Origin of the sequence: Streptomyces rapamycinicus NRRL 5491, assembly GCF_024298965.1 — a bacterium.
Classification (GTDB): Bacteria; Actinomycetota; Actinomycetes; order Streptomycetales; family Streptomycetaceae; genus Streptomyces; species Streptomyces rapamycinicus.
In genome coordinates this window covers 11,616,301-11,641,583 of record NZ_CP085193.1, presented here as the reverse complement: position 1 = coordinate 11,641,583, position 25,283 = coordinate 11,616,301, and the positions used below count along the sequence as shown (strand labels likewise).

Genomic DNA, 25,283 nt, shown 5'->3' with positions numbered 1-25,283 from the left:
GCGCGCCGCGCCCTGGTGGCGCGGGCCGTCCCTACGATGGGTGGGGCCACCGACGATCGGTACGACAGGAGCGACCCCGCATGCCCGAGGCCCCGAAGCCGACCGGCTCCCCCGCCCGCCAGAACATCACCTTCCCCAGCGCCGGGACCACCGCGCACGGCTACCTCGCGCTGCCGCCGTCCGGGCAGGGCCCCGGGCTGATCGTCATTCAGGAGTGGTGGGGCCTGGACCATCACATCGCCGATGTCACCGACCGGCTGGCCCGCGAGGGCTTCGTCGCGCTGGCGCCCGATCTGTACGGGGGCAGCGTCGCCCACAACGCCGACGAGGCGTACCGCATGATGCGGGAACTGCCGGTGGGGCGCGGAGTCGAGCTGCTCTCCGGGGCGGTGGACCATCTCCTCGGCCGGCCCGAGGTCACCTCCGCCACCGTGGGTGCGGTCGGCTTCTGCATGGGCGGCGGCTTCGTGCTGTATCTGGCCGCCGCCGATTCCCGGGTCAGCGCGGCGGTGCCCTTCTACGGCGTCATCCAGGGCGAGCTGCCGGACTTCTCGGGACTGCGGGCCGACATCCTGGGCCATTTCGGGGAGAACGACAACACCATTCCGCTGGACGGTCTGGAGCGGCTGCGCCGGGTCATGCGGGAGGAGTCCGGCGTGGAGCCGGATTTCCGGCTCTACCCCGCGGGTCACGCCTTCTTCAATGACGAGCGCCCGTCCTATCACGCGGAATCCGCGGCATCCGCCTGGCAGAGCACGCTGGGCTTCCTGCACCAGCGGCTGGACTGACGAAATCGGCTCACCGCGGAAAGGGCCTTAAGGCTTCATGAAGCCTTAAGGCCCTTTTAAGGTGAGGCCCGCCGAAGCCGCCACCGTTCAATTCTCAACCACATTTCCCGAAAAATTTCCGTCCGGCCCTGAGACGACTCCCGCATCCGCCCGTATTGCATGGCGGACAGCTCGAAAAGGAGTCGACATGACACGCAAAAGGACACTCAGCGGCAAGAAGAAGCTTGGCCTGCTGATCGGTTCGCTGGCGCTGGCGGGCACCGGCGCCGGGGTGCTGGCCGCCACCAGCAACGCCAGCACCGAGGGCGCGGCACAGTCCTCGACGGCGTGCGCCGGGCTGGAGCAGGCGCTGGCCAACAACGAGAAGTTCATCGCCGATCAGCAGGCCAATCCGGATGCGCAGTCGCAGGCGCGGATAGCCAACCGGCAGGCCGTCATCGAGGAGATCAAGCGGAAGCAGCAGGCCTCGGGATGCGCCGCCGATGACGCCGCGGGCCAGGACGAGGCGGCCGCTCCGGCCGAGGGCGGCGCCTCCGCATCGGCTTCCGCGTCGGCGGGGGCCTCGGACTCCGGCGCCGGTGGAGCCGGTGACGCCGGCGCCGCGGGCGAGGTCGTCTGCGCGGGGTCGACCGTCACCCTGTCCGGCGAGGACGGGGCCCCGGCCGCCTCCAGCAATGAGTTCCCGGTCGGCACCAAGCTCAAGGTGACCAATCTCGACAACGACAAGTCGACAACCGTCTCCGTCACCTCGACCTCGGGCAGCTGCGCGCTGCTCAACAACGCCGCCTTCGAGCAGGTCCGTGAGCCGGGCAAATTCCTGATCCGCAACGCGCGCATCGAACGCGTGGGCTGAACCGGCCACACCGGCCGCCGGGCGGCCCCGGTGTGCGGCGGCCGGTGTGCCGCGGGGGTGCACACCGGCCGTTCGGCGGTCCGCCCCGCACGGGCGCGAACGGTCGATCTGACCGCCATGTCCGACTGTGACCGGTATCGCAGGGTGAGTCCTGCGCACTTGGGTACCCGCTCGCCATGAACAGAAATGAGCAGTCAATGCTCACTCCCGATCTGCCGCCGGTCGTCGACGTACCGGACCTGACCTTCCCCCCTCACGGACGTCACTCCGGTGAGTCGAAGCGCGCGGCGGAGCGGAACGGTGACCAGGAAACCCCCACCTCCGCCCCCTCCCCTTCGCCCTCTTCGTCCTCGCCCGCACCCTCCCCCGGCCGGCGCCGCTTGGCGGCGTGACGGACGAATCCCCAGCCCGCGACCGATCCCCTCGTGTCACCGCCCCTCCCCTCGCATCGCCGCCCCGACGGCCGGAGCCGCCGGGATGATCTCGCGCACTCCCCGTGTTGACCATCGGCACGGGGATACGCAAGGCGAGTCTTCGCACACGAGACAAGGGGACGGACATCATGCCGTTGCAGGGTGAGTACGAGCCGAGCCCGGAGAAGTTCGTACGCGATCAGGTCGAGCTGATCGAGAGCTCCGGTGGCACCGAGGGCACGACCATGCGGGGCATGCCCGTGGTCGTCCTGACGACGCTGGGAGCGAAGAGCGGGAAGATCCGCAAGACCCCGCTGATGCGGGTGGAGCACAACGGCGCCTATGCCGTCGTCGCCTCGCTGGGCGGCTCCCCCAAACATCCGGTCTGGTACTACAACGTCGTGGCCGACCCGCGGGTCGAGCTGCAGGACGGCCCGCTGCGGCAGGACATGACCGCGCGCGAGGTCACCGGCGAGGAGAAGGCCCGGTGGTGGGAGCGCGCCGTCGAGGCGTACCCGGACTACGCCGACTACCAGACGAAGACCGACCGCCAGATCCCGGTCTTCGTACTGGAGGCGGCGGCCACCGCGCACTGACCCCGTGGGTCCCGGCGCGTTCCGGCGCGCCGGGCGCCCGTGGATCACCGGGAGCCCCCCTGTGATCGACATCAAAGCATGCCTGTTTGATAGATCGGGTAGCCGGGAGCCGACCCGGAATCCGTACCCAAGGAAGTGCGCTACATGACCACGACAGACAAATCAGACTTCGTGCCGATCTACGACAGCCTCGTGGCGGAGCACGGCGACGTCCCCGCGGAGGCCCGGGAGGCGGCCGAGGAAATCCAGCGCGAGGCCGCCGAGGCTCTGGACTGGAGCAAGGTGCGCGGCGGCGGCTGACGCAGTCCGGCCCCGCCGCCCGGGGCCACCGCACCCGGCTCCGTGAGCGGCCGTCCGTCATCTGCCCGGAAGGCCGCTCGACACCCCTCACCTTCGATAAGCTGCCGACGACGCACCGTGCTTGATGGCGTCGACACTTATCTCACGAGGGGAAACAGTTGACTACAGGGGTCGAGACTTTCGAGTTTCAGGTCGAGGCACGACAGCTTCTGCAGTTGATGATCCATTCGATTTACTCGAACAAGGACGTCTTTCTGCGCGAGCTCATCTCCAACGCTTCCGACGCGCTGGACAGACTGCGCCTCGAATCGCTCCGCGACGAAAACCTCCAGGCGGACACCTCTGATCTCCATATCGCGATCGAGATCGACCAGGAGTCGCGCACGCTGACCGTCCGTGACAATGGCATCGGCATGTCGCATGAGGGGGTCGTGGAGCTCATCGGCACCATCGCGAACTCCGGCACCGCAAAGTTCCTCAAGGAGCTGCGGGAGTCGAAGGACGCGGCCGCTTCCGCGGATCTCATCGGGCAGTTCGGAGTGGGCTTCTACTCCAGCTTCATGGTGGCCGACGAGGTGACCATGGAGACCCGTCACGCCGGGGAGAGCCAGGGCACCCGCTGGGTCTCCAGCGGCGCGGGCACCTACACGATCGAGCCGCTCGACGGCGCCCCCCAGGGCACCTCCGTGACGCTGAAGCTCAAGGCGGAGGACACCGAGGACCACCTCTACGACTACGCCTCGCCCTGGAAGATCCGGGAAATCGTCAAGCAGCACTCGGACTTCATCACCTGGCCGATCAGGATGGCCCCCGCCCAGGCCCCGGCCGCGGCGGACGAGGCGGAGCAGGCGGAGGAGGGCGACGAGAAGGCGCCCGAACTCGAGACCGTCAACTCGATGAAGGCGCTGTGGGCCCGTCCCAAGGACGAGGTCACCGACGAGGAATACCACGAGTTCTACAAGCACATCAGCCATGACTGGAGCGATCCGCTCGAGACCATCCGCATGCAGGCGGAGGGCACCTTCGAATACCAGTCGCTGCTGTTCATTCCGGCCCGGGCCCCGCAGGACCTGTATATGCAGGACCGCAAGCGGGGTGTGCAGCTCTATGTGAAGCGCGTCTTCATCATGGACGACTGCGAAGCGCTGATGCCGGAATACCTCCGCTTCGTCAAGGGCGTGGTGGACGCCGCGGACCTCTCGCTGAACGTCTCGCGGGAAACCCTTCAGCAGGACCGTCAGATTCAGCTGATGCGGCGCCGTCTGGTGAAGAAGGTGCTCTCGACGGTGAAGGACATCATGTCCTCCGACGCGGAGCGCTACGGGACCTTCTGGAAGGAATTCGGCCGCGTTCTCAAGGAAGGTCTCCTCAGCGATCTGGAGAACCGCGAGGCGATCCTCGAGGTGTGTTCGTTCGCCTCGACCCATGACGCCGAGCAGCCGACCACGCTGCGCGGTTATGCCGAGCGCATGAAGGACGGGCAGGAGCACATCTACTACATGACCGGCGAGTCCCGGTCGATCATGGAGAGCTCCCCCCATATGGAGGCGTTCCGGGACAAGGGCTTCGAGGTGCTCCTCCTCACCGACCCCATCGACGAGCTGTGGGTCGACGCCGTGCCGGAGTTCGACGGCAAGCAGCTCCGTTCCATCGCCAAGGGGCAGGTCGACCTGGATTCCCAGGACGAGAAGGACGAGGAGGCGGAGGCCGAGCGGGAGCAGCGGCAGAAGGACTTCGCCGAGCTGCTCTCCTGGATGACCTCGACGCTGAGCGAGCAGGTCAAGGAGGTGCGGCTGTCCTCGCGGCTGACCACCTCCCCGGCCTGCATCGTCGGGGACACCTTCGATGTCACCCCGGCCCTGGAGAACATCTACCGCTCGATGGGCCAGAACCTGCCCCAGATCAAGCGCATCCTGGAGCTGAACCCGACCCATCCGCTGGTCAGCGGGTTGCGCAAGGCCCACGCCGAGCGCAACGACGACAGCGGTCTCGGGGAGACGGCGGAGCTGCTCTACAGCATGGCGCTGCTCGCCGAGGGCGGTGAGCTGAGCGATCCGTCCCGCTTCATCAAGCTGGTGGCGGAGCGGGTGCAGCAGACGCTGTAGCCACGCCTCGGCGTGAAGCGGGGCGGGCCCACTCGGGACCCGCCCCGCTTCGCGTGGGTCACCGTCCGAGACAGGCCGCCGCGGAGGCGTCGATCAGCTGCCGCAGCGCGCCGTGGTAGACCTCGTGGTCGGTCAGTGCGGGCAGGACGACGTCCAGGTTTCCGGTGAGGGCCGGGAAGTCCTCGGGGTCCAGCGCGGCGAGCGCGGTGCGCGCGGCGGTGCGGACCTGCTTGGCGTTGCGGTGGTCGACAAAGGCGACCGCGCCGAGGGTGAGCAGGTACAGCCGCCGGTAGACGCGGATCGCCGCCTCGGGGGTCATTCCGGCGGCGATGTTGTGCGCCAGCTGCGGCTCGACGAGGCGGCTCAGCAGATGCGGCCCCCACCAGGCGCGGCCCGACCGCAGCGCCACCAGCCCCGGATGCTCGATCAGCACCTCGTAGAACGCGGCGAAGCGGGCCTCGGTGGCGGTGGCCCAGTCCTGGTCCTGACCCACCAGCGGCATCCGTGCGGCCAGCCGGTCCGCGCACGCGTTCACCAGACCGTCGAAGTCGCCGCAGCGGCGGAAGACCGTGGCGTGGGAGACCCCCAGCAGCTGCGCCACCCTGCGGAAGCTCAGCGCCTCGGGCCCCTCGTCGTCGACGACGGTCAGGGCCGCCTCGGCGACGGCCTCCAGGGTGGGCTGGTCGGCTCGGTCCCGATTGTTTCGCACGCCCCGAGCGTACCAGTGGTTGTTACAGTGTTTCAGTGACTGTTTCCATTGAGGACGTAACAGCCGCGGCCCAGCGGGTCGCGGGACATATCCGACCCGTGGCGCTCGCGCCGGTGGAGCAGGGGGCGTGGGGTGCGGCCGAGGGATGGCTGGCCCTGGAGTTCCTGCAGTACACGGGCACCTTCAAGGCACGGGGCGCCTTCAACTTCATCAGGGCCCACCGGGAGGCGGGCACCCTGCCGGACGCGGGTGCCGTCATCGCCTCGGGCGGAAACGCCGGGCTGGCGTGCGCCTGGGCGGCCGCCCGGCACTCCGTGCCCGCCACCGTGTTCGTGCCGGAGACCGCGCCCGCGGTGAAGGTGGACCGGCTGCGCAAGCTCGGCGCCGAGGTCCATCAGATCGGCACCGAGTACGCCGACGCGCGGGACGCCGCCCAGAAGCACGCCGCCGAGACCGGTGCCCTGCTGTCGCACGCGTACGACCATCCGCTGATCGCCGCCGGGGCGGGCACCGTGATGGAGGAGATCCTCCAGGCCAGGCCCGACCTGGACACCGTAGTGGTGGCGGTCGGGGGCGGCGGGCTGTTCACCGGGGTCGCGGTGTCCGCCCTGGAGCGCGGGGTGGGGGTCGTCGCCGTGGAGCCGTACGGATGCCGGGCCCTGAACGCCGCGCTGGAGGCCGGTGCGGTGGTCGACGTCCCGGTGGACTCGGTGGCTGCGGACTCGCTCGGGGCCCGCCATGTGTCCTCGGCCGCCCTGGAGTGGGCCCGTAAGGACGGGGTGCGATCCGTGCTGGTGTCCGACGAAGCGATCGTCTCCGCGCGCCAGGCGCTGTGGGACGACCGCAGGATCGCGGTCGAGCACGCGGCGGCCACGGCGCTGTCGGCCCTGGCCTCCGGCGCCTACCGGCCGCGGCCCGGGGAGAAGGTCGCCGTGCTCCTCTGCGGCGCCAACACCGACCCCGCGGACCTCACCCACGGCCGCTGAGCGATGTCCGACGGATCTTGACGCCTGCGGCGGGCTTTCCCCTCCCCGCCCCTTCCCGTACCAGGGGCTTCGCCCCTGGCCCCCCCCCGGGGTCTGGGGCGGAGCCCCAGTTGAGGGAAGGGGCGGGGAGGGGAAAGCCTCACCCGCCGCCACGGACGCGCTACGCGCCGTCGTACGCCGCCTGGAGCGTGGCGATGTCGAGCTTGCCCATCTTCATCATCGCCTCGGTGGCCCGCTTGGCCTTCTGCGGGTCCGCGTCGGCGATCATGCCGAGCAGGGCGTTGGGGACGATCTGCCAGGACACCCCGAACTTGTCCTTCACCCAGCCGCAGGGACCCTCCTCGCCACCCTCGGAGAGCTTGCTCCAGTAGTAGTCCACCTCGTCCTGGTCCGCGCAGTGGACCTGGAAGGAGATGGCCTCGCTGAAGGTGAACTCCGGCCCGCCGTTGAGCCCCACGAACCTGTGTCCGTTGGCCTCGAACTCGACGGTCAGCACGCTCCCCGCCGGGCCGCCGGGCTCGACCCCGGTGTAGTGGGTGATCCGTCCGAGCCTGGAGTTCTTGAAGATCGAGATGTAGTGCTGCGCCGCCTCTTCGGCCCGGCCGTCGAACCACAGGCACGTGGTGAATCCGTCGCTGGCCATCGGTACCTCCTGCGTTGGGGAGCGTTTACTACCCCTACAGACCGCTCCCCCGCCGGGGACTCATCGGTCCTCGGCCGACGCGTTTTCGGTGAGGTAGTGATGCAGCCGGCAGGAGCCCTCGAGCATCGCCGTGGCGCGCTGGGCGAGCCCCTCCTGACGTCGGGCGATGACCGTACGCAGGGCCTCGCTGCTCCCGGTGCGGCGCAGGCCGTCGAGGACGGGCCGGATCTGGGGCAGCGGATAGCGGACCTGCCGCAGCAGGTCGATCATCCGGGCGTCCCGGACGTCGGACGGCCCGTAGACGCGGTAGCCGGTGCTCCGGTCGCGCCGCGGGCGCAGCAGACCGGCGGACTCCCACACCCGCAGGGCCGAGGTGCGCAACCCCAGACGGGCGGCCACCTCGCCGATGCGCAGCGGCCCGGAGCGTGACGGCGCCGACGCGTCCGGGGTCTGCTCGGCGACCGCTTCGAGCGCCTTCCCCGCCGCCTCGAGGGAGAGCCGCTGGTCATGGAGCGCCGCATGGCCGGCGTTGACCAGGGTGAGCGCCAGGGCGACGTCCTCGTCGTGGACGGCCCGCATGACCGCGCGGGCGGTCTCCGCGCCGTACCCCGGCATCAGGGCCCGGTAGGTCACCAGGGCTCTGCGGTGCCGGTCGTCGAGTCTGCGGTATCCGGTGCGGGTGCGGGTGGCCGGGGGCAGTATGCCCGCGTCGACGTAGTTGCGGATCTGCTGGGTGGAGACACCCGCCATCCGGGCCAGATCGACGGGGCGCAGCGCGGCGTCCGTACGGCTCACGGTTCGTCACCTTCGGGTCGAGGGTTCACGGGCGAGTTGAAGGTTAGCGTCGGCTCCCTCGCGGTGTGTCCGGCGGGGGTTGGGCGGAAAGCCGGGAAAAGTCTCAACGTGCACTTCAATGAAACACTTGAAGGCATGGATGTCAGCGAAATCAAGGTCCGTGGCGCCAGGGAAAACAATCTCCAGGGCGTGAGTGTGAACATTCCCAAGCAGCGGCTCACGGTCTTCACCGGTGTCTCCGGGTCCGGTAAGTCCTCGCTCGTCTTCGACACCATCGCCGCGGAGTCGAGGCGGCTGATCAATGAGACCTATACGGCGTTCGTCCAGAACTTCATGCCGACGCTCGGCCGTCCGGACGTCGACTCGCTGCGGAATCTGAGCGCGGCGATCATCGTGGACCAGGAGCCGATGGGCGCCAACTCCCGTTCCACCGTGGGCACCGCCACCGATGCCCACACCCTGCTGCGGATCCTGTTCAGCCGGATCGGCGGCCCGTACGTCGGCCCTCCCCTCGCCTTCAGCTTCAACACCGCCGAGGGCATGTGTCCGCGGTGCGAGGGGCTCGGCCGGGTCACCGACATCGACATAGGCCAACTCATCGACAGGGAGAAGTCGTTGAAGGAGGGGGCGATCACCGTCCCCGGATTCGAGGTGGACAGCTGGCACTGGCAGGTTATGGCGGCCTCCGGCCTTTTCGACCCCGATACCAGGCTCCGGGACTACACCCCGGCCCAGTGGGAGGACTTCCTCCACAAACCGGCCACCAAGATCAAGGCGGGGAAGAACAACCTCACCTACGAGGGGCTGGTGACCAAGGTCCGCCGGCAGTACCTGGCGAAGGACCGGGAGACGATGCAGCCGCGCATGCGCGCGTTCGCCGACCGGGCCATGACCCTGGCCGAGTGCCCCGAGTGTGAGGGCGCCCGGCTGTGCGCGGCCGTCCGGTCCTGCCGGATCGACGGCCGCTCCATCGCGGACTGCTCGGCCCTGCAGATCAGCGATCTGGCGGAGTTCGTACGCGGGATCCGGGACGATTCCGTCGGGCCGGTGCTGGAGAGCCTGCGCGCACTCCTCGACTCACTGGTCGAGATCGGCCTGGGGTATCTGAGCCTGGACCGGGAGTCCGGCACCCTGTCCGGCGGCGAGGCCCAGCGGGTGCGGATGGTCCGGCATCTGGGCTCCAGCCTGACCGATGTCACCTATGTCTTCGACGAGCCCACGGTGGGTTTGCACCCACATGACATCGAGCGCATGAACCGGCTGCTGCTCCAGCTGCGGGACAAGGGCAACACGGTGCTGGTCGTGGAGCACAAACCGGAGACCATCCGGATCGCCGACCATGTGGTGGACCTGGGGCCCGGCGCCGGGGTGGCGGGCGGGCGGATCTGCTACCAGGGCGACCTGGCGGGCCTGCGCGCCTCCGACACCCTGACCGGGCGCTATCTGGACCACCGGGTGCGGCTGCGGGAGAAGGTGCGGCGGCCCACCGGGCAACTGCCGGTCCGGGGCGCCCGGTTGCACAATCTGCGGGACGTGAGCGTGGACATCCCGCTCGGTGTGCTCACCGTCGTCACCGGTGTCGCCGGATCGGGCAAGAGCTCCCTGATCCATGGGTCGCTGTCCGAGCGGGAGGAGGTGATCGTCGCGGACCAGTCGGCGATCCGTGGCTCCCGCCGCAGCAACCCGGCCACCTATACGGGGCTCCTGGATCCGATCCGGACGGCGTTCGCCAAGGCCAACCGCGTCAAACCGGGGCTGTTCAGCGCCAATTCGGAGGGCGCCTGCCCGAGGTGCAAGGGCATCGGGCTGATCTACACCGACCTCGCCATGATGGCCGAAGTGGCCTCGGTGTGCGAGGACTGCGAGGGTAGGCGGTTCCGGCCCGAGGTGCTGACGTACCGGCTGCGCGGGCAGAACATCGGCGATGTCCTGGGCATGTCGGTGGCCGAGGCGCTGGAGTTCTTCACCACCGGCCAGGCCCGGGTGATCCTGGACCGGCTGGCCGCGGTGGGGCTGGGCTATCTGGCGCTGGGCCAGCCGCTCACCACGCTCTCCGGGGGTGAGCGCCAGCGGCTGAAGCTGGCCATCCACATGGCGCGGAGCGGCTCGACATACGTCCTGGACGAGCCGACCACCGGGCTGCACCTCGCCGATGTGGACCAGCTGCTCGCCCTGCTCGACCGGCTTGTCGACACGGGCAACACGGTCGTCGTCATCGAGCACCACCAGGCCGTGATGGCCCATGCGGACTGGATCGTCGACATGGGTCCGGGGGCGGGCCACGACGGCGGTCAGGTGGTGTTCACCGGGACCCCCGCCGACCTCGTGGACACCGGCGGCTCCCTCACCGCCGTCCACCTGCGCGACTACGTCAAGCGGGCGTGAGCCCCGCCCTGGTGGTCCCGTCGTCGGGACCACCAGGGCGGCACGGCCGGTCAGGGCGCGGGTGGAGGTGCGGGAGCGCCCGCGGGCGGCGGGATCTTGGCGTAGGCGGCCGTGGCGGTGCCCGTCTCGGCGGGCGCCACGGCGCTCTCGCGCGGCATCAGGGCGTCACGCGCCGCGCCCGGGTCCCAGCCGGTGTCGACCACCCGCTTCTGGACCAGGATCGCGGCCCCGAGTACCGCGAGGCCGAGCAGCACGATGACCACGAGCCCGGCGGCGCCACCGGCCTTGCCCGCGTTGCCGATGAGCGCGCCGAACCAGCCGAAGTCGGCGTCGCCGAAGGTGGTGTTCTGGTCGCCGAACGCGCCGAGCACCTTGAGCAGCAGGGCGGGGAGGAAGGTGATGAGCAGCCCGTTGAGGAACGCCCCCACGACCGCGCCGCGCCGGCCGCCGGTCGCGTTGCCGTAGACCCCGGCCGCGCCACCGGTGAAGAAGTGCGGCACCAGACCGGGCAGCACCAGGGCGAGGCCGAAGGCCGGATTGAAGACCCAGGTGAGCAGGGCCAGCCCGATCAGCCCGCCGGTGAAGCTGGAGATGAAGCCGATCAGCACCGCGTTCTGCGCGTACGGGAAGACGATGGGCGCGTCCAGCGCGGGCAGGGCGCCGGGGACGACCTTCTGCGCGATCCCCTGGAAGGCGGGAACGAGCTCACCGAGGATCGTACGGACGCCGAAGAGGATCACCGCGACCGCGATGCCGAACTGCAGCCCCTGCATCACGGACCGCATCAGATAGTTGCCGGTGTCGGTGGCCACGGCACCGCCGGTGCCCGTGGCGAACGCCTTGAAGGCGGCCTTCTGTCCCTCCTTGACGAGCAGGAGGACCGCCATCACCAGGTAGATCAGCAGCATCGACAGGGCGGTGGCCACCATCGAGTCGCGCAGGAAGCGCAGCCCCTCGGGCAGCTTCATCTCCTCGGTGGAGCGGCTGCGCTTGCCGACCACCTTTCCGGCAGCGCCCGCCACGATGTAACCGGCCGTGCCGAAGTGGCCGATGGCGACGGTGTCGCTGCCGGTCACGCGCTTGGTCCAGGGGTGCGCGAACGCGGGCATCGCGACCAGCATGATGCCCAGCAGCACACCGCCGACGGCCACCACGGCGATGGTCGAGCGGCCGCCGTTGGCCAGGACCACGGTCAGCAGCGTGGCCATGAAGAGCATGTGGTGCCCGGTCAGGAAGACATAGCGGAGCGGGGTGAACCGGGCCAGCAGCAGGCTGACCACGAAGCCCAGGATCATCAGCCAGGCGACCCGGGAGCCGAACTGGTCCTGGGCGATGCCGACGATGGCCTCGTTGGTGGGGATGACGCCATGGGCGCCGGTGACGCCCTGGATCATGGTGCCCAGCGGGGCGAGGGAGTCGGTGACCAGCCCCGCTCCCGCGCCGATCAGCAGAAAGCCGAGGGTCGCCTTGATGGCGCCGCCGATGATCTGCCCGGTGCTCCTCTTCATCGCGATGAGTCCGACGGCGGTGATGATGCCGATCAGGTACGCGGGCTCGCTCAGAATCTCATTGACGAGAAACGTGGCAAGGGTGACAAACCAGCCCATGGTGTTTCCTCAGTCCCCGTCGTTCAGACGTCGTACGTGTCCCGGAGCACCGCGTCCACCTCGGCGGTGCTGGTGAAGTCCTGGATGACCTTGACCGGCCGTCCCACATCGCCCAGGGTCCTGGCGATCTCACGGGAGGTGAGCAGGGCCACGGCCTCGGACGCCTTGCCCTTCGCGGAGATGGTGTCGGTGGCCTCCACGGTGACGAACCTCGACCAGCCCCAGCGGTCGAGCACCTGCTCCAGGGTGTTCTTGAGGAACAGGCTGGTGCCGACGCCGTTGCCGCAGACGGTGAGGATCTTGTGCAGTGAGCCCGCCCGGGGCTCGGTGGGGGCGGAGGTGGTGGCGGGTGCGGGATTCTCGGGGCCGTCCTCCGGCCGCTCCCCGGCCAGTACGGCGTGCAGCGCCTCCGGGGTGGGCGCGGCCGCCAGGGCGGCCGCCGTGCCGGGGTCGCCCAGGAGCCGCGCCAGGCTCGCCATCGCGGAGGTGTGCGCGGCGGAGTCCTGGGCGGCCAGGGCGACGACGAGGGTGACGGGGTCATTGGACTCATGCCCGAATTCCACGGGCTCGGCGAGCCGGACCCAGGACATCCCGGTGGACAGCACCGCCGGGGACGGCCGGGAGTGGGCGAAGGCCACACCCGGCGCGATGACGATGTACGGCCCGTTCTCCTCGACGTTGGCGACCATCTCGCGGGTGTAGTCGTCGGTGGTGGCTCCCGTTTCCACCATCAGACGGCCGGCGGCGCCTATCGCCGCACGCCAGTCGGCCGCCCGTACGTCGAGCCGGACGGCCTCGACGGGGAGCAGGTATTTCAGGTCTTCCATGCAGGTCATCATGCATGACATGGCTCTGTCACACAGCCCCCGGGGGCGGAAGCGGAGCGACAGCCTCCGCAGTGTCCGGCAAGCATACGAAGACGAGGACCGCGAGCGCCTCGCACCCCCCGGCCGCCACCAGGGCGCCGGGCAGCGACCAGGTGGCGAGCGGACCGGCCAGGGCCGCGCCGAGGGCGAAGCCGGTGATCTTCAGGCTGGCGCCGGTGGTGAAGACCTGGCCGCGCAGCCGCTCGGGCGCCTCCCGGTGGCGGATCGCGAACAGGGCCGTGAGCTGAGGCCCCTCGGCGGCGCCGGTGAGCAGCACGGCGGCGATCAGCGCGGCCGGGTGGCCGGTGGCCGCGAGCAGGGGTGCGAGGACGAGCAGCAGTGCCCCACCGAGGAGCACGGTGTCCGGGCGCGGCGGGTGGGGGCGGCGGGAGAGGACCGCGTTGGCCACGAGGGCCGACGCGGCGGTGGCGGACAGCAGCAGGGCGCCGCGGTCGGCGCCGCCGAGCACGGCCGCGCCGAGCGGCGGCCAGCAGGTGAGCAGCGCGCCCTGGCCCACGCAGGAGACGACGGAGGTGGCGGTGGCCCGGGCCAGGGGCCGGTTGCGGACGATGACCCGCAGCCCGGCGGTGAGATCGGTGACGACCGGCGTGCCCGGCGGTGGGGCAGACGGGCCGGATCGCGCGGGCGCGGGGAGCGCCCAGGCGGCGGGCAGCGCGAGGCCGATCAGCGCGATGGACACGGCCACGGCGGCCGGCGCCCCGGCCGCGCCCGCCACGGCCCCGGCGAGTGCGGGCCCCACCAGCGCGGCGAGGCTGAACGTCATCGCGTCCAGCGCGGTGGCGCGAGGGAGAACCAGTGCCGGTACCACCCGGGGCAGCTGGGAGGTCCATCCGCCGGACAGGGCCGGTCCCAGCAGCCCCGCGCCCACCGCGAGGAGAACCGTGAGGGCGAACGGCAGCCGCCCCAGGCCCAGGAGGATCGCGGCCAGCCCCGCCGCGTAGAGGGCGAGCGCCGCGGCCAGCAGCCGGCCCGGCCGGGCCGAGCGGTCGAGCAGCACCCCGAAAAGCGGTCCGCCGACCGCGGCCGCGGCCATGGTGCCCGCCAGCAGCGCCGGGCCCGAGGAGGGCGAGCCGGTCAGCACCGGCCCGGCCAGCAGCAGCGCGGGACCGGACATCTCGTCCCCCGCACGGGCGGCGGCCGCCCCGCCCAGATAGCACCCCATCGCGTAACGCTTCGGCATGCGCAGGACGTTACGGTGCTAACGCAAAATCTCGCCAGGTGCGTTACATTGGGCTCGTGTCACCGCCTTCGAACGACGACTGGTCCACCCGGCACTCGGTGCGGGGCACCGCCCGGCGCACCGCCGCCCTCGTCAACGCCCTGACCGCGGAGCCGGGCCCGGACCCCACCGCGATCGCCGGGCTTCTGCTCGACCACGGTGAGTCCGGACCGCTCGAGCTCACCGCCGACGATGTCGCGGGGATGCGCGCCGCCGCGCTGCGGCTGCGCGAGGTGTTCGCCGCCGACCATGTCGACGAGGCCGCCGGGGTGCTGAACCGGCTGCTGCGGGAGGGCACTGGCCCGCTCCGGCTCAGCTCGCACGACGGCCGCTCGCCGTGGCATCCGCACCTGGACAGCGATGACGAGGCGCCCTGGGGCGAGTGGTTCCTCGCCTCGTCGTGCATGGCGCTGACCGTGCTGCTCTGGGAGGGGCAGCGCCCGCCCGGCGGTCTGTGCTCCTCCCCCGGCTGCGGCGATGTCTTCCTCACCGTGGGCAGCGGACCGGAGCGCCGCTACTGCTCACGCCGGTGTGCGACCCGTGAGCGGGTGGCCGCCCACCGGCGCGCCAGGGCGAGGGCCGCACCCCGGACTCCGTAAGGGTTCCACAGGGGTTCCTCACGTCAGCCGGTGTGCATCGCGTAGGGCGTGTCCCCCCGCGCCGGGTCCAGCACATCCCGGGCCCGCCGTCCGCGGCCGCCGAACCGCGAGCCGAGCCAGCCGAGCAGAAACCCGGCCGGAATGGTGATCAGGCCCGGATTGCGGAGCGGGAACCAGTGGAAGTCGCGCTCGGGGAAGACCGCGAGCGGATTGCCGGAGATCGCCGGGGAGAAGGCGATGGCCACGGCGGTGAGCAGGAGCCCCCCGTACAGCGCCCAGCGCAGTCCGTTCACCGTGAAGCCGCGCCACAGGGTGCCGTAGAGCACGACCGGCAGCAGGGCCGAGGCGGCGGCCGCGAAGGTGAAGGAGATCAGGACCTGCCGGTTCCAGTGCTGGGTGAGGATGGCGAGGACGACGGCCGCGACGCCGACGACCACGATGGCCGTACGGGCGGCGGCCAGCTCCCGGTTCGCGGACAGCCCGCCCTTGAAGACGACCTTGGCCAGCACGTCATGGGCGAGGGAGGCCGCGGCGGCCAGGGTGAGTCCGGCGACCGCCGCGAGGGTGGTGGCGACGACCGCGCAGGCCACGACGGAGAAGAGCAGACTCTGATCGGCCTCCCGCGCCGCCGGGTCCAGGGCGAGGGTCAGCAGCAGCAACGAGTCGCTGCCGGTGGGGTCGGAGGCGCGCAGGGCGCGGGCGCCGACGACGGCGGTGGCTCCGGCGCCCACGATCACGATCAGCCCGAGGATGGTGGTGACCGCGCCCACCGCCCAGGTGGTGGCGGCGCGGGCGGCCCGCATGCCGCGGATCGGGTGGAGCCGCATGGTGAGGTGGGGCATGCAGGCCGCGCCGAGGGCGAGGGTGAGCTGAACGCTGATGACGTCCAGGCGGCCGCTGAGGGAGTCTCCGTACTGGCGGCCGGACTGCCAGAAGCCGTCGCCGTAGCCGCTGGCGCCGGCCGCGGCGTCGAAGAGGGTGGCCGGGTTCCAGGAGAAGCGCTTCAGCACCAGACAGGCGAGCAGGACGAACGCGGCGAGCAGCAGCACCGTCTTGAGGATCTGGACGAATCCGGTGCCCTTCATCCCGCCGAGGGCGGCGTAGCAGACCATGAGCGAGCCGATGAAGACGGTGCACCCGGTGACCGCGCCGCTTCCCGGGATGCCGAGCAGCAGGGCCAGCATGGCGCCCGCGCCGTTGAGCTGGACCAGCAGCAGCGGCATGACGACCACCAGCACCACGACGGCGGTGCCGATCCGGGCCGGGCGCTCGCTCAGCCGCTCGGAGAGGACGTCGCCGAGGGTGAACCGCCCCCGTCCGCACAGCGGTCCGGAGAGGACCAGCATGAACATCAGGATGGAGAGCACGGTGGAGGTGGCGATGAGCACCCCGTCGAATCCGGCCAGGGCGATGGTGCCGGTGGTGCTGAGCACGGTGGCGGCGGAGATGTAGTCGCCCGCGATGGCCAGGCCGTTCTGCATCGGGCTGAGCGCCCCGGTGCCCAGGTAGAACTCGGTGGGGTCGTCGTTGCCGGTGGCCGCGAGGATGCACAGCAGGAACGAGACGGCCATGAAGCCCGCGAAGAGCACGAACGCGAGCGTTCTGGGGTCCAGGAAGCTCACCGCTCCCCCTCCCCCGTGGCACCGGCCCGGCGGTGGGCCCGGGCCAGGACGGTGAGCAGCACCGCCGTGTCCAGGCCGATCAGCATGGCGCCCACGGTGAACCCGCCGCCCGCGCCGAGGTTGACGACGCCCTCGGCGGCGCAGTTGACCACCACGGCGGCCACATGGCAGGTGAGCGCGGTACAGGCCGCCCGCGCCGACCAGGGCCACGGCCGCTGCCACGGTGAGCGCCGTGTCGGCGGAGGCGGGGCCGCGGGGCGGGACGGGAACGTGGCGGTGCGGGGCGCGGTGCGGGACGGGGTGGACGGGAACGGACCCCAGGGGCGGTCGGGGTCGGACATGTCGCGGCTCCTTGTGCGGGTCCCGTCCCGGGTCGCCGGGACGGAAACGCCACGACAGCAGGTCAGAAGGGTCGCGTACAGCCCAACCGGCGGACCGTGTGACGGGCGCACATGATCGGCGCGGGGCCGTTGTGCACGCCCACATCGGCTCAGGCGGGCGGGTGGTTCTCAGGGTGTCAGCAGCCGGTGCGCGGACAGCGCGAGCGACAACTCCATGACCTCGCGCGGGTGGTCCAGCGAACGCCCGGTCAACTGCTCGTAGCGGCGCAGCCGGTTGAGCACCGTATTGCGGTGGCAGAACAGCAGTCCGCCCGCGCGGCGCGCCGATCCTCCGGCCTCCAGCCAGGCGGCCAGCGTCGTGAGCAGCATCTCCCGGTCGGCGGACTCCAGGGCCAGGACCGGTCCGAGCATCCGGTCGGCGAGCGCGGTGCCGAGGTCCGGGGAGGACACCACCAGCGCCTCCGGATAGCGCTCCTCGAGCAGCGCCGCCGACCCGGCGGCCGGGCGGGTGCGCAGCGCCGTATCGGCGAGCCGCCGGGCCGTGTTGATCGCGGCGAGGCCGGTCACGGCGGGGCTGACCCCGGCCCGTGCGCCGGGCGGCACCTCCAGCCCGCGCACCAGCCGCTCCGGGCCGCTGCCGCCGCCGCTGTCACCGTCGTCGTCGCCGCCGTCTCCATCGCCGAGCAGCACGATGGCGTGGGCGGTGCCGTCCGCCGTGTGCCAGACCGCACGGAGTCCGTCGCCCACCTTGACGGAGTGCGGCGTCCGGCACGGTGCGTCGGCGTCCTCCAGCGCCACGACCGCGTAACGCCCCTGCTCGGGCAGGCCCAGGACCTGCTCCGCCTCGGGGAAGTCGCTCACCCGGGCGGTGCCGTCGAGCAGGGCCGCGACGATGATCCGGTAGCGGTTCTCCCGGTGCCAGGAGAGCTGCCGCTCGACCTCCTGGTACGCCGTGGCGACGAGGGTGCAGTGTTCGTCGACGAAGTTCCACACATCGGCGGCGACGTGGACCAGCGCCTGGGCGCCGAGCGGGTCCTCCTTCGAGGCGGTCTCCAGAAGCTGCTCCCAGACCACGGTGCAGCCGATGCGGTACGCGTGCAGCAGCGCGTCCAGCGGAAAGCCCTGGGCGGCGCGGTCGGTGCCGATCCGCCACGCGCAGGACCGGGCCGATTCGCGCGTCTCCTTGGGGTGCACCAGCGAGCGCACATTGTGGCTCAGCGAGTCGTGGACCTCCCGCCACACCTCGTGCGGGTCCACGACGGCGGAACGGTAGGCGGGCTCCCGCTCCTTCATCAGCGCGACGATACGGTCCGTCAGCCGTGGCACCTCCTCGATGAGCACCCGGGCGACGCGGTGCAGCAGCGCCACGGTCTCGGCGTCGGCCCGCGACCGGATCGGCGGACGGGCGGCGGGCATCCGGGGCGGCGTCCGGATCCGGTCGGCGGAGAGGCGGGGGCCGCGGCCCATGGCGGGGACGGAAGCGCGGGAGCCGGTGACTGGGTGCATGAACGTTCCTCCACCTGTGACGGGCAATGCGCAGCTCAACACCGCAGTGAGGCCACGGCCAGGTTTGATACCAGAGCCTGCACGGCTATTGCACCATCGACATACCGGTGGGTCGGTGCCTTCCGCGAATTCTCCTGTGCGTCCGGCCCGCGGCGGCGCGCGGCCGGAGCGCGGAACGGGTCACGGCGCGGACCGGCATCGGGGGCCGCCGAACGCCGAGCGCCCGGCGCAGCCCGTCGTCCAGAAGGCTGTCGGCTGCGCTGCCCGCGAGGGGGCCCAGCGCACCGGGAACCCGCCCGGCGAGCAGTTCGCGGGTGGCCCCCCACAGGGCTTGGGCCTCGGGGGTGAAGGTGAAGTGAGCCCGCTCGAAGCCCTCCGCCCACGCCTCGAACTCCCGCCGGTCCGGCGGGACGTCCGGAATGCCCATGCGCTCGGCGAGGGCGAGACAGAGGGTGTGGGACGCGTCCCGTTCGGCGTCGGTGGGCACCCGCCAGGCGTAGGCGGCGCACCAGCGCATCGGGGCCAGGTCGAAGCAGGACAGTACATAGCGGTAGGCGTCGTCGCTGATGGCCCAGGGGGCGTGCAGACGCTTCAGCGTGGTGACGGTCCACTCGCCCTCCTCGCCGTCCAGACCGTGCCGGAACAACCGGTACATCAGCTCGCCGGGCGGGGGGCATCACCGGTCCGTCTCGATGGCGTCATGGCGGCGTGGGGGATGGTCGTGGACGGCGGACATGGGGCCACCGTACTGGCGGCCGCGGGATATGCTGTCGATCACTTGAATCCTCGGGGGGAGCGTTCCGCATGCTCGATCGTCTGGCGGTCCATGAGCTGATCCACCGCTGGTGGTTCGCCTTCGACGAGGGGCAGTTCGACGTCTGGCCCGAGCTGCTGACCGAGGACGTCCACATCACCTCCCGCTCGGACACCGGCACGTCCCCGTACGAGGAGTTCATCGCCTCCGACAACCGGGGCCGCGAGCAGGTGATCGCCTGGCAGCGGCAGCACCGCGAGGCGGCCGGCTATCCGCTGCGCCACAACGCCTCGAACATCCATATAGAACGGGTCGACGGCGACGACATCTCGGTGGTGTCCTATATGCACGCCACCAACATCACCGACGGTCAGGTAACCCCGATCGCCAGCGGTGTGGTCCGCTGCGTGGTCCGCTCCGACGGCGCCGCCTACCGCCTCGCGGAGCTCCACACCGTGCTGGACACCCACGCGGTGGCCTTCACCGAGCGTCAGGCGTAAGCCCGCTCGGCTCGCACCGTACGACGATGGCGGCGGCCACCTCGAAGAGGTGACCGCCGCTCCCCCGCGTGTTCCCCCGCCGGCTCTGCCGACCGCGCGCTTCGGGCTTACCAGCCCTTGGTCACGCGGTAGGCCTTCAGGGATCCGCAGTTCGATCCGTAGGTCCAGGTGGACTGGTTGTCGATGCCCCCGGCCCAGTCCACGCACTTGCCGCGCCCATCGCCGTACACCGGGCCCGCGTACGAGGTGTACGCGCCGCCGTCCTCGGCCGACTCGTCGGCGCCCTGAACGTACAGGTAGGCGAACATGGGAATCGGCTTGCCCGTGGTGTTCCGGACGGTGACCACGCAGTTCTTGCCCTTGGCGGAGTTGTAGGTGAGGAAGACGGTGCCCTTGGAGCCGATGGGCGCCGAGTTCACCACCTTGTACCCGCTGCCGCACACCCCGTTGTACGAGGCCGTGGCGGCGGCGGACGCCTGGGGCGTCAGGGCCACGGTGCCCGCGATGGCGGTGGCGAGGACCGCGGTGGCGGCCATACGGCGAGAAAGATTCATTTGTCCCCCTTAATGATTCTTCATGGGCGTAGGCGCTGTTTGCGTCTGCCTAAGGAGACATATGGAGATGGCGGATGGTTGTACGCCGTCATGGCCCGGCTCACGGCGGCCCGTTGAACGCACGGGCCGGGCCTCCCGTACTCCTCGGGACGGGCCAGCCGCCCGCCGCCGCACCGACCCCGGAGGGCCGCACCGGATGACCTCGTACCGCACCGCCGCCGTGGGCGCTCTTCTCGGGGCCCTCCCCTGTCTGTTCACGGCGCTGGCCGCTCAGCCCGCGCAGGCGCACGGCGCGCCGACGGACCCGGTGAGCCGGACGTTCGCCTGCTCCCCCGAGGGCGGGGGCGCGGCGCGGTCGGCGGCGTGCCAGGCGGCCCGAGCCGCGGGCGACCCGGAGGCCGCGGACTGGGACAACCTGCGGATCGCGGGGGTGGCGGGCGAGGACCGGGAGCGGATCCCGGACGGAAAGCTGTGCAGCGGGGGCCTGGAGGCGTACCGGGGCCTGGATCTGCCGCGCGCCGACTGGCCTTCGACGCGACTGTCGGCCGGGGCGGATCTCACCCTCACCTACCGGTCGACCATCCCGCACACCGGGACCTTCGAGCTGTATCTCACCAAGGAGGGCTACGATCCGGGGCGGCCGCTGAAGTGGTCCGATCTGGAGGCGAAGCCGTTCGCCACGGCCAAGGACCCCGCACTGGTGGACGACGCCTACCACATCAAGGCCACGCTGCCCGCCGACCGGACCGGCCGTCAGCTGCTCTACACGATCTGGCGGAACACCAGCACCCCGGACACCTACTACTCCTGCTCCGATGTGGTGTTGGGGACCCCGGCGAAGGGCTCGTCGGGCGCGGCCCCGTCGTCCGGGGCCGCCGCGCCGCCGTCTCAGGCCGCCACGGAGCCGTCCCGTACCGCCGCCACGCCCGCCCGGGCCGCCGCCTCCTCCGCCGCCGACGAGGGCGACGGCAACACCACTCCGGTGCTGCTCGCCGGTGGCGCGTCCGTGCTGGTGCTCGGCGCGGGTGTCGCCGCCACCGTACGACGGCGACGCCCGGGCCGCTGACCGGCCTGACGGGACCGACGGACCTGGCGGGCCTGGCGGGCCTGGCGGGCCTGGCGGGCCTGGCGGGCCTGGCGGGCCGTCACCGGTAGCCGTGCCGGGCCGTGACGTGACGCGGGTAGTAGCGCTCGTCGGGCGCGGGCCGGTACTCCTTCCAGCGCGGGGTGTCGCCGGTGGGCTGGTCGCCGAGGACGGTCACCCGCTGCCCCCTGCGGGGCCCGGTGTAATCGTTGACCGCCAGGTGCTGGGTGGCGCGGTTGTCCCACATCGCGACGGCGCCGGGCTGCCAGCGGTAGCGGCAGTTGAACCGGGGCGACTCGGAGTGCTCGAAGAGGTACTGCAGCAGCGCGTCGCTCTCCGGGCGGCTGAGCTGCGGGATGTGCGAGGTCCACATGCGCGTCACGTACAGCGAGCGCCGGCCGGTCTCGGGGTGGATCCGCACCACCGGGTGTTCGGCGGAGTGCTCCCCGGTCTGCGGGGTGTTGAGGACGTGGACGGCGGTGAGCCCGTCGAGGAGTTCGCGCATCGGCTCGGAGAGCGTCTCGTAGACCAGGTACTGGTTGCTCCACATGGTGTCGCCGCCGGAGGCGGGGCACACCTGGAGATGCAGGATCGAGGCGACCGGCGGATTGGGCTGGAAGGTCACGTCGATATGCCACTCGTCGGCCTTGGCGCCCTGGTCCGCGTCGAGCACCACGATTTCGGGATGGCCGTCGACCTTCGGCAGGAACGGATGGACCTCCAGCTCTCCCAGCCGCCGTCCCAGCGCGATATGCGCCTCCGGGGTGAGGTGTTCCTGGTCCGGGAAGAAGACCACGAGGTGCTTGAGCAGCCACTCATGGACGCGCTCGAAGAGTTCGTCGGTGAGCTCGGTCAGATCGACACCACGGATCTCCGCGCCGAGCGCTCCGGAGACGGGGGTCACGACCGGTTCGGGAGTGGGCATGGGAAACCGTCCTCACATGGGTTGCGGTCGGCCGGCCGGGGCGGCCGGCACTCGGTGGGCGCGCGGATCGGGGAGGAGACCGAGCTGCTGAAGCCGGTCCAGCAGGGTCAGCGGGCGCGGGCCGAGGCCCGACATGTTGTGGGTGACGGTGTGCAGCAGTCGGGGGTTGGCGCCGGTGTGACGGACGGCCCGGCGGCCCAGGACCCGGCCGCCCCATGACAGATCCGTGACCATCCGCGCCGCGTTGCCGCTGGTCGTGGCCGCCTGGGCGAGCAGGGGCAACTGCCGGTCGTGGTAGTCGCGCAGTGCGCCGTCCACCGTCTCGGCCGACATCTCGCCGGTGCGCTCCAGATGGCCCGACAGCCGCTCGGCGAGGGCACCGGCGCTGGTGATGGCGGTGTTCATGCCCTGCGCGGCCATCGGATGGACGGCGTACGCGGCCTCGCCTACCAGCGCCAGGCCGTGGCCGGCCAGCCGGGGCGACAGCAGCCGTCCGACGGGCAGTGTCTGGCGGCTGTCGATATGGGCGAGCAGGGACTCGGTCAGCGGCTCCAGGGCGGGCACCTGGGACAGCGCCCGGGTGGTCCAGTCGGCCGGCTCCCCGCGCGCCGTGACGCCGCGCAGCTCATCGGGCCCGGCCTGGAGGTAGAGCCGCAGCCGACCGCCCGGCAGCGGATAGAGCAGGCGCAGCCCTCGGTCGGTGACGTACGCGGAGAAGTCGTCGGCCCGCGCGGCGGCTTCGGCGTCGGCGATGTCGAAGGAGACCAGCCGGTGCGGGTAGTCGATCCGTTTGGCCTCGATGCCCGCCCAGGCCCGCAGCCGTGAGGAGATGCCGTCGGCGGCGACCACGAGCGGGGCCCGCTCCTCGTGGACCCTGCCGCCCTCGGCCAGCCGCAGTCCGGTGATCCGGCCGGAGTCGTCGCGCAGCGGCGCCTCCGCGCGCACTCCCCGGCGCAGTTCGACACCCGGCCCGAGGCTGTCGGCCAGGGCGGCGAGGATGGCCGTGTGGTCATGGGCCAGCAACCACTGGTCGGGGGCGGGCAGTTGGCCGTAGTCGAGGGACATCAGCGCGGTGCCGCGCGGATCGCGGACGACCAGCCGTCCGAGCCGGACCGCGCCCTGGGCGTCGAGCCGCTTCTCCACGCCCCAGGAGCGCAGCAGGCGCAGCGCGCCCGGCTGGAGCACCTCGCCCTTGGCGATCGGGCGGATCCTCGGCTGCTTGTCGACCACCAGGACGTCCAGTCCGAGGCCGCCGAGCGCGCGGGCCGCCGCGAGACCGCCGACGCCCGCCCCGCACACCAGCACATCGGGGCTCATCGCCTGCCTCCTTCGTCTGTGCCGGATCCGCGGGGGCCGGATCCGCGGGGGCCGGTGCCGCGCGTGCCGGATCCGCGCGTGGCTTCCACGACCTCCGCGGCCTCCGCCGAGCGGTACTGGGCGAGGGCCCGCACCGCCAGGCCCGCCGCGATGCCGTCGTCGGCGTAGCGGGCACAGCCGCGGATGTACTCGTTGACCGGGGCCGGGGTCCAGCAGCCGTCCGCCCGCTGGGCGTCGACGAGCCAGCGCGCCGCCGCCGCGAGGGCCGGGTCGGTGGGGCTCAGCCCGGCGGCGAGCAGCCCGCGCAGCGCCCAGGCGGTCTCCTCGACGGTGCCCCGCCGGGTGGTGCCCGGCCCGGTGCGCTCCCCCGTGCTCCACGAGCCGTCGGGGTGCCGGGTGCGCAGCAGCCAGTCCCTGGCCCGGGCCGCCGCCCGGTGGTGTTCCTCGGTACGGCCCGCCCGGCTGAGCGCCTCCAGCGCCGCGGCGGTGCCGGGGGTGCCGCCGCGGTACCACATCGCCTCGTACGAGCCGTCGGGGCGCTGCCGGCCGACCAGCCAGCGCACCGCCCTGACCACGCGCGGATCGTCGGCCCGGGCCCCCGAGTCGAGCAGGGCCCCCACGACCTTGGCGGTCATCTGGGGGCAGGGGCCGAAGCCGCCGGGTTTGCTGTTCCGTACGGCGAGGCTCCAGGACCCGGCCGCATCCTGGGTGGCGGTCAGCCAGGCCAGCCCGGCGCGCACATGGCGGTCGTCCGCGCCGCCGGGCAGCCGCAGCAGGATGGCGCCGGCCTCGGCCGTCTCCAGGGCCATCGGCCAGCTGCGCGGGCTGGAGAACCCCCAGTAGCCGGCCGGGCAGCCGAGCGCGTCGAACGGCTCGGGCTGCTGGTGGCGGTGAAGCATCTCGCGGGTGCCGATCAGCTGGGGGTCGTCGGCGTGACCGGCCTCGATCAGCGCGGCGGTGGCGAAGTTCGTCCAGGTCACGTCGAGGGGCATCAGATCCCAGGAGCCGTCGGGGCCCGCCGCCGAGCGGAGCCAGCGGGCGGCGGCACTCACCAGGTCGGGCGCCTGGCCGGAACGGGCGAGGCCCAGGCAGATGAGTCCGGTGAGCCAGGGGTCGGTGCTGAACCCGCCGGTGGCGCCCTCGCGTTCGTACGCGTCGCGGACGATGGCCAGGGCCCTCGGCCGGGCCAGCCGGTCCAGGGCGCGGCCCGCGGGGCCGCGGCGGCGGTGGGCGGACTGGGCGAGCGCCTGGCTGGCGTAGATCGGCAGCCGCAGGCTGAGCAGGCGGCGGCTGAGGCCGGGGAAGAGCAGCAGCTCCAGGGGGAGTCGGCGCTGGGCGCCCTCGTGGGGCAGTCCGGCGAAGGTGTGGAACTGGCGGATGAGGGCGGTCATCGCGGGTTCCGGGACGGCCGCCGAGCCGCCGAGCTCCTCGAACCGGGCCCGTGCGGCGCGTACGGCCGACGCCGCCCGGCGGGGCGCGAGCAGGTGGAGCGCCGCGGCGGCGAGCGCGGTGGTGAGGGGTTCGGTGGGCACCGAGCGCATGGCCCAGCCGCCGTCGTCCCGCTGGGTCTCGCACAGCCAGGTGACACCGCGCTCGATGGTCTCCGCCGAGCCCTCAGGGTCGGCGAAGTGCAGTGCGGTGAGGGCCCCGGCGGTGTTCAACGGGGAGGCGTGGTGCGCGCCGAAGACGAAGGCGCCGTCGTCGCGCCGGTGGGCGAGGAGCGCCTCGGCACCCGTGGTGACGGCGGTGCCGACGCTCTCGGTCAAGGCGGAAGCGGGCATGCGATCGAACCCTT

Annotated in this window: 24 protein-coding genes; 10 read left to right on the top strand and 14 right to left on the bottom strand. The window is 71.7% G+C overall.

The annotated features are described in order from the left end of the window. Window positions 1-80 precede the first annotated feature (80 nt). The 5 genes from LIV37_RS47730 to htpG all read left to right on the top strand — a co-directional run bounded on the left by LIV37_RS47730 (window position 81) and on the right by htpG (window position 5,055). Complete coding sequence (locus tag LIV37_RS47730; RefSeq protein ID WP_020874275.1) at window positions 81-788, top strand: dienelactone hydrolase family protein; 708 nt, start codon at window positions 81-83, stop codon at window positions 786-788. A 187-nt stretch (window positions 789-975) separates the two neighbouring features. Next, window positions 976-1,641, top strand: a complete 666-nt coding sequence (locus tag LIV37_RS47725) for a hypothetical protein (protein WP_020874274.1) — start codon at window positions 976-978, stop codon at window positions 1,639-1,641. Window positions 1,642-2,203: 562 nt separating this feature from the next. Then, a complete protein-coding gene (locus LIV37_RS47720; RefSeq protein ID WP_020874273.1) occupies window positions 2,204-2,650 on the top strand; it encodes a nitroreductase family deazaflavin-dependent oxidoreductase in 447 nt (148 codons plus the stop codon). A 144-nt stretch (window positions 2,651-2,794) separates the two neighbouring features. Beyond that, window positions 2,795-2,950, top strand: a complete 156-nt coding sequence (locus tag LIV37_RS47715) for a hypothetical protein (protein ID WP_020874272.1) — start codon at window positions 2,795-2,797, stop codon at window positions 2,948-2,950. Between the two features lie 158 nt (window positions 2,951-3,108). Beyond that, window positions 3,109-5,055 (top strand): molecular chaperone HtpG, encoded by a 1,947-nt coding sequence (gene htpG / locus LIV37_RS47710; RefSeq protein ID WP_121826519.1) that lies wholly within the window; start codon window positions 3,109-3,111, stop codon window positions 5,053-5,055. A gap of 58 nt (window positions 5,056-5,113) precedes the next feature. On the opposite strand, the gene LIV37_RS47705 is transcribed toward htpG, so the two are convergent. After that, window positions 5,114-5,764, bottom strand: a complete 651-nt coding sequence (locus tag LIV37_RS47705) for a TetR/AcrR family transcriptional regulator (protein ID WP_020874270.1) — start codon at window positions 5,762-5,764, stop codon at window positions 5,114-5,116. Window positions 5,765-5,799: 35 nt separating this feature from the next. On the opposite strand from LIV37_RS47705, the gene LIV37_RS47700 reads away from it, so the two are divergent. Then, on the top strand, window positions 5,800-6,750 hold the full coding sequence (locus LIV37_RS47700) for a serine/threonine dehydratase (RefSeq protein WP_121826520.1): 951 nt from the start codon (window positions 5,800-5,802) through the stop codon (window positions 6,748-6,750). Between the two features lie 160 nt (window positions 6,751-6,910). Here the strand turns inward: LIV37_RS47700 and LIV37_RS47695 are convergent, their stop codons facing one another. After that, window positions 6,911-7,393, bottom strand: a complete 483-nt coding sequence (locus tag LIV37_RS47695; protein WP_020874268.1) for a VOC family protein — start codon at window positions 7,391-7,393, stop codon at window positions 6,911-6,913. A 60-nt stretch (window positions 7,394-7,453) separates the two neighbouring features. Continuing rightward, window positions 7,454-8,188, bottom strand: coding sequence for a MerR family transcriptional regulator (locus tag LIV37_RS47690; protein WP_020874267.1), 735 nt, complete (start codon window positions 8,186-8,188; stop codon window positions 7,454-7,456). Between the two features lie 135 nt (window positions 8,189-8,323). Between LIV37_RS47690 and LIV37_RS47685 the strand changes: the two genes are divergently transcribed. After that, window positions 8,324-10,573 carry an ATP-binding cassette domain-containing protein gene (locus LIV37_RS47685; RefSeq protein ID WP_020874266.1) on the top strand — a complete coding sequence of 750 codons (2,250 nt, stop codon included), beginning with the start codon at window positions 8,324-8,326 and terminating at the stop codon, window positions 10,571-10,573. Between the two features lie 50 nt (window positions 10,574-10,623). Here LIV37_RS47685 and LIV37_RS47680 read toward each other — a convergent pair whose 3' ends face one another. Genes LIV37_RS47680 through LIV37_RS47670 form a run of 3 tightly spaced genes read right to left on the bottom strand, consistent with a single transcriptional unit; the run spans window position 10,624 to window position 14,247 of the window. Next, on the bottom strand, window positions 10,624-12,180 hold the full coding sequence (locus tag LIV37_RS47680) for a PTS ascorbate transporter subunit IIC (protein ID WP_020874265.1): 1,557 nt from the start codon (window positions 12,178-12,180) through the stop codon (window positions 10,624-10,626). A 23-nt stretch (window positions 12,181-12,203) separates the two neighbouring features. Further along, on the bottom strand, window positions 12,204-13,007 hold the full coding sequence (locus tag LIV37_RS47675; RefSeq protein WP_020874264.1) for a PTS sugar transporter subunit IIAB: 804 nt from the start codon (window positions 13,005-13,007) through the stop codon (window positions 12,204-12,206). 28 nt (window positions 13,008-13,035) lie between these two features. Continuing rightward, a complete protein-coding gene (locus LIV37_RS47670; protein ID WP_243146523.1) occupies window positions 13,036-14,247 on the bottom strand; it encodes an MFS transporter in 1,212 nt (403 codons plus the stop codon). Window positions 14,248-14,303: 56 nt separating this feature from the next. On the opposite strand from LIV37_RS47670, the gene LIV37_RS47665 reads away from it, so the two are divergent. Beyond that, window positions 14,304-14,885, top strand: coding sequence for a CGNR zinc finger domain-containing protein (locus LIV37_RS47665; RefSeq protein ID WP_020874262.1), 582 nt, complete (start codon window positions 14,304-14,306; stop codon window positions 14,883-14,885). 23 nt (window positions 14,886-14,908) lie between these two features. Here the strand turns inward: LIV37_RS47665 and LIV37_RS47660 are convergent, their stop codons facing one another. The 4 genes from LIV37_RS47660 to LIV37_RS47645 form a co-directional block, all read right to left on the bottom strand. Then, the gene (locus tag LIV37_RS47660; RefSeq protein WP_020874261.1) at window positions 14,909-16,507 is read right to left on the bottom strand and encodes a sodium/solute symporter; all 1,599 of its coding nucleotides are present in this window, start codon (window positions 16,505-16,507) and stop codon (window positions 14,909-14,911) included. After that, the gene (locus LIV37_RS47655; RefSeq protein ID WP_020874260.1) at window positions 16,504-16,848 is read right to left on the bottom strand and encodes a hypothetical protein; all 345 of its coding nucleotides are present in this window, start codon (window positions 16,846-16,848) and stop codon (window positions 16,504-16,506) included. Before LIV37_RS47655 ends, LIV37_RS47660 begins: the two co-directional genes overlap by 4 nt. A gap of 168 nt (window positions 16,849-17,016) precedes the next feature. Then, entirely contained in the window at window positions 17,017-18,354 is a 1,338-nt protein-coding gene (locus LIV37_RS47650; RefSeq protein WP_020874259.1) for a PucR family transcriptional regulator, read from the bottom strand. An 85-nt stretch (window positions 18,355-18,439) separates the two neighbouring features. Further along, a complete protein-coding gene (locus tag LIV37_RS47645) occupies window positions 18,440-19,009 on the bottom strand; it encodes an oxygenase MpaB family protein (RefSeq protein WP_020874258.1) in 570 nt (189 codons plus the stop codon). A 149-nt stretch (window positions 19,010-19,158) separates the two neighbouring features. Between LIV37_RS47645 and LIV37_RS47640 the strand changes: the two genes are divergently transcribed. Beyond that, window positions 19,159-19,608 carry a nuclear transport factor 2 family protein gene (locus tag LIV37_RS47640; RefSeq protein ID WP_020874256.1) on the top strand — a complete coding sequence of 150 codons (450 nt, stop codon included), beginning with the start codon at window positions 19,159-19,161 and terminating at the stop codon, window positions 19,606-19,608. 107 nt (window positions 19,609-19,715) lie between these two features. Here LIV37_RS47640 and LIV37_RS47635 read toward each other — a convergent pair whose 3' ends face one another. Continuing rightward, window positions 19,716-20,144 carry a hypothetical protein gene (locus tag LIV37_RS47635; protein ID WP_020874255.1) on the bottom strand — a complete coding sequence of 143 codons (429 nt, stop codon included), beginning with the start codon at window positions 20,142-20,144 and terminating at the stop codon, window positions 19,716-19,718. A gap of 214 nt (window positions 20,145-20,358) precedes the next feature. Between LIV37_RS47635 and LIV37_RS47630 the strand changes: the two genes are divergently transcribed. Beyond that, entirely contained in the window at window positions 20,359-21,228 is an 870-nt protein-coding gene (locus LIV37_RS47630; RefSeq protein WP_020874254.1) for a lytic polysaccharide monooxygenase auxiliary activity family 9 protein, read from the top strand. A 79-nt stretch (window positions 21,229-21,307) separates the two neighbouring features. Here LIV37_RS47630 and LIV37_RS47625 read toward each other — a convergent pair whose 3' ends face one another. Genes LIV37_RS47625 through LIV37_RS47615 form a run of 3 tightly spaced genes read right to left on the bottom strand, consistent with a single transcriptional unit; the run spans window position 21,308 to window position 25,269 of the window. Continuing rightward, the gene (locus LIV37_RS47625; protein WP_020874253.1) at window positions 21,308-22,171 is read right to left on the bottom strand and encodes a TauD/TfdA dioxygenase family protein; all 864 of its coding nucleotides are present in this window, start codon (window positions 22,169-22,171) and stop codon (window positions 21,308-21,310) included. A 12-nt stretch (window positions 22,172-22,183) separates the two neighbouring features. Continuing rightward, on the bottom strand, window positions 22,184-23,488 hold the full coding sequence (locus LIV37_RS47620; protein WP_121826523.1) for an FAD-dependent oxidoreductase: 1,305 nt from the start codon (window positions 23,486-23,488) through the stop codon (window positions 22,184-22,186). Next, the gene (locus LIV37_RS47615; RefSeq protein ID WP_121826524.1) at window positions 23,485-25,269 is read right to left on the bottom strand and encodes a prenyltransferase/squalene oxidase repeat-containing protein; all 1,785 of its coding nucleotides are present in this window, start codon (window positions 25,267-25,269) and stop codon (window positions 23,485-23,487) included. The genes LIV37_RS47620 and LIV37_RS47615 overlap by 4 nt, the downstream gene beginning before the upstream one ends. Window positions 25,270-25,283 lie beyond the last annotated feature (14 nt).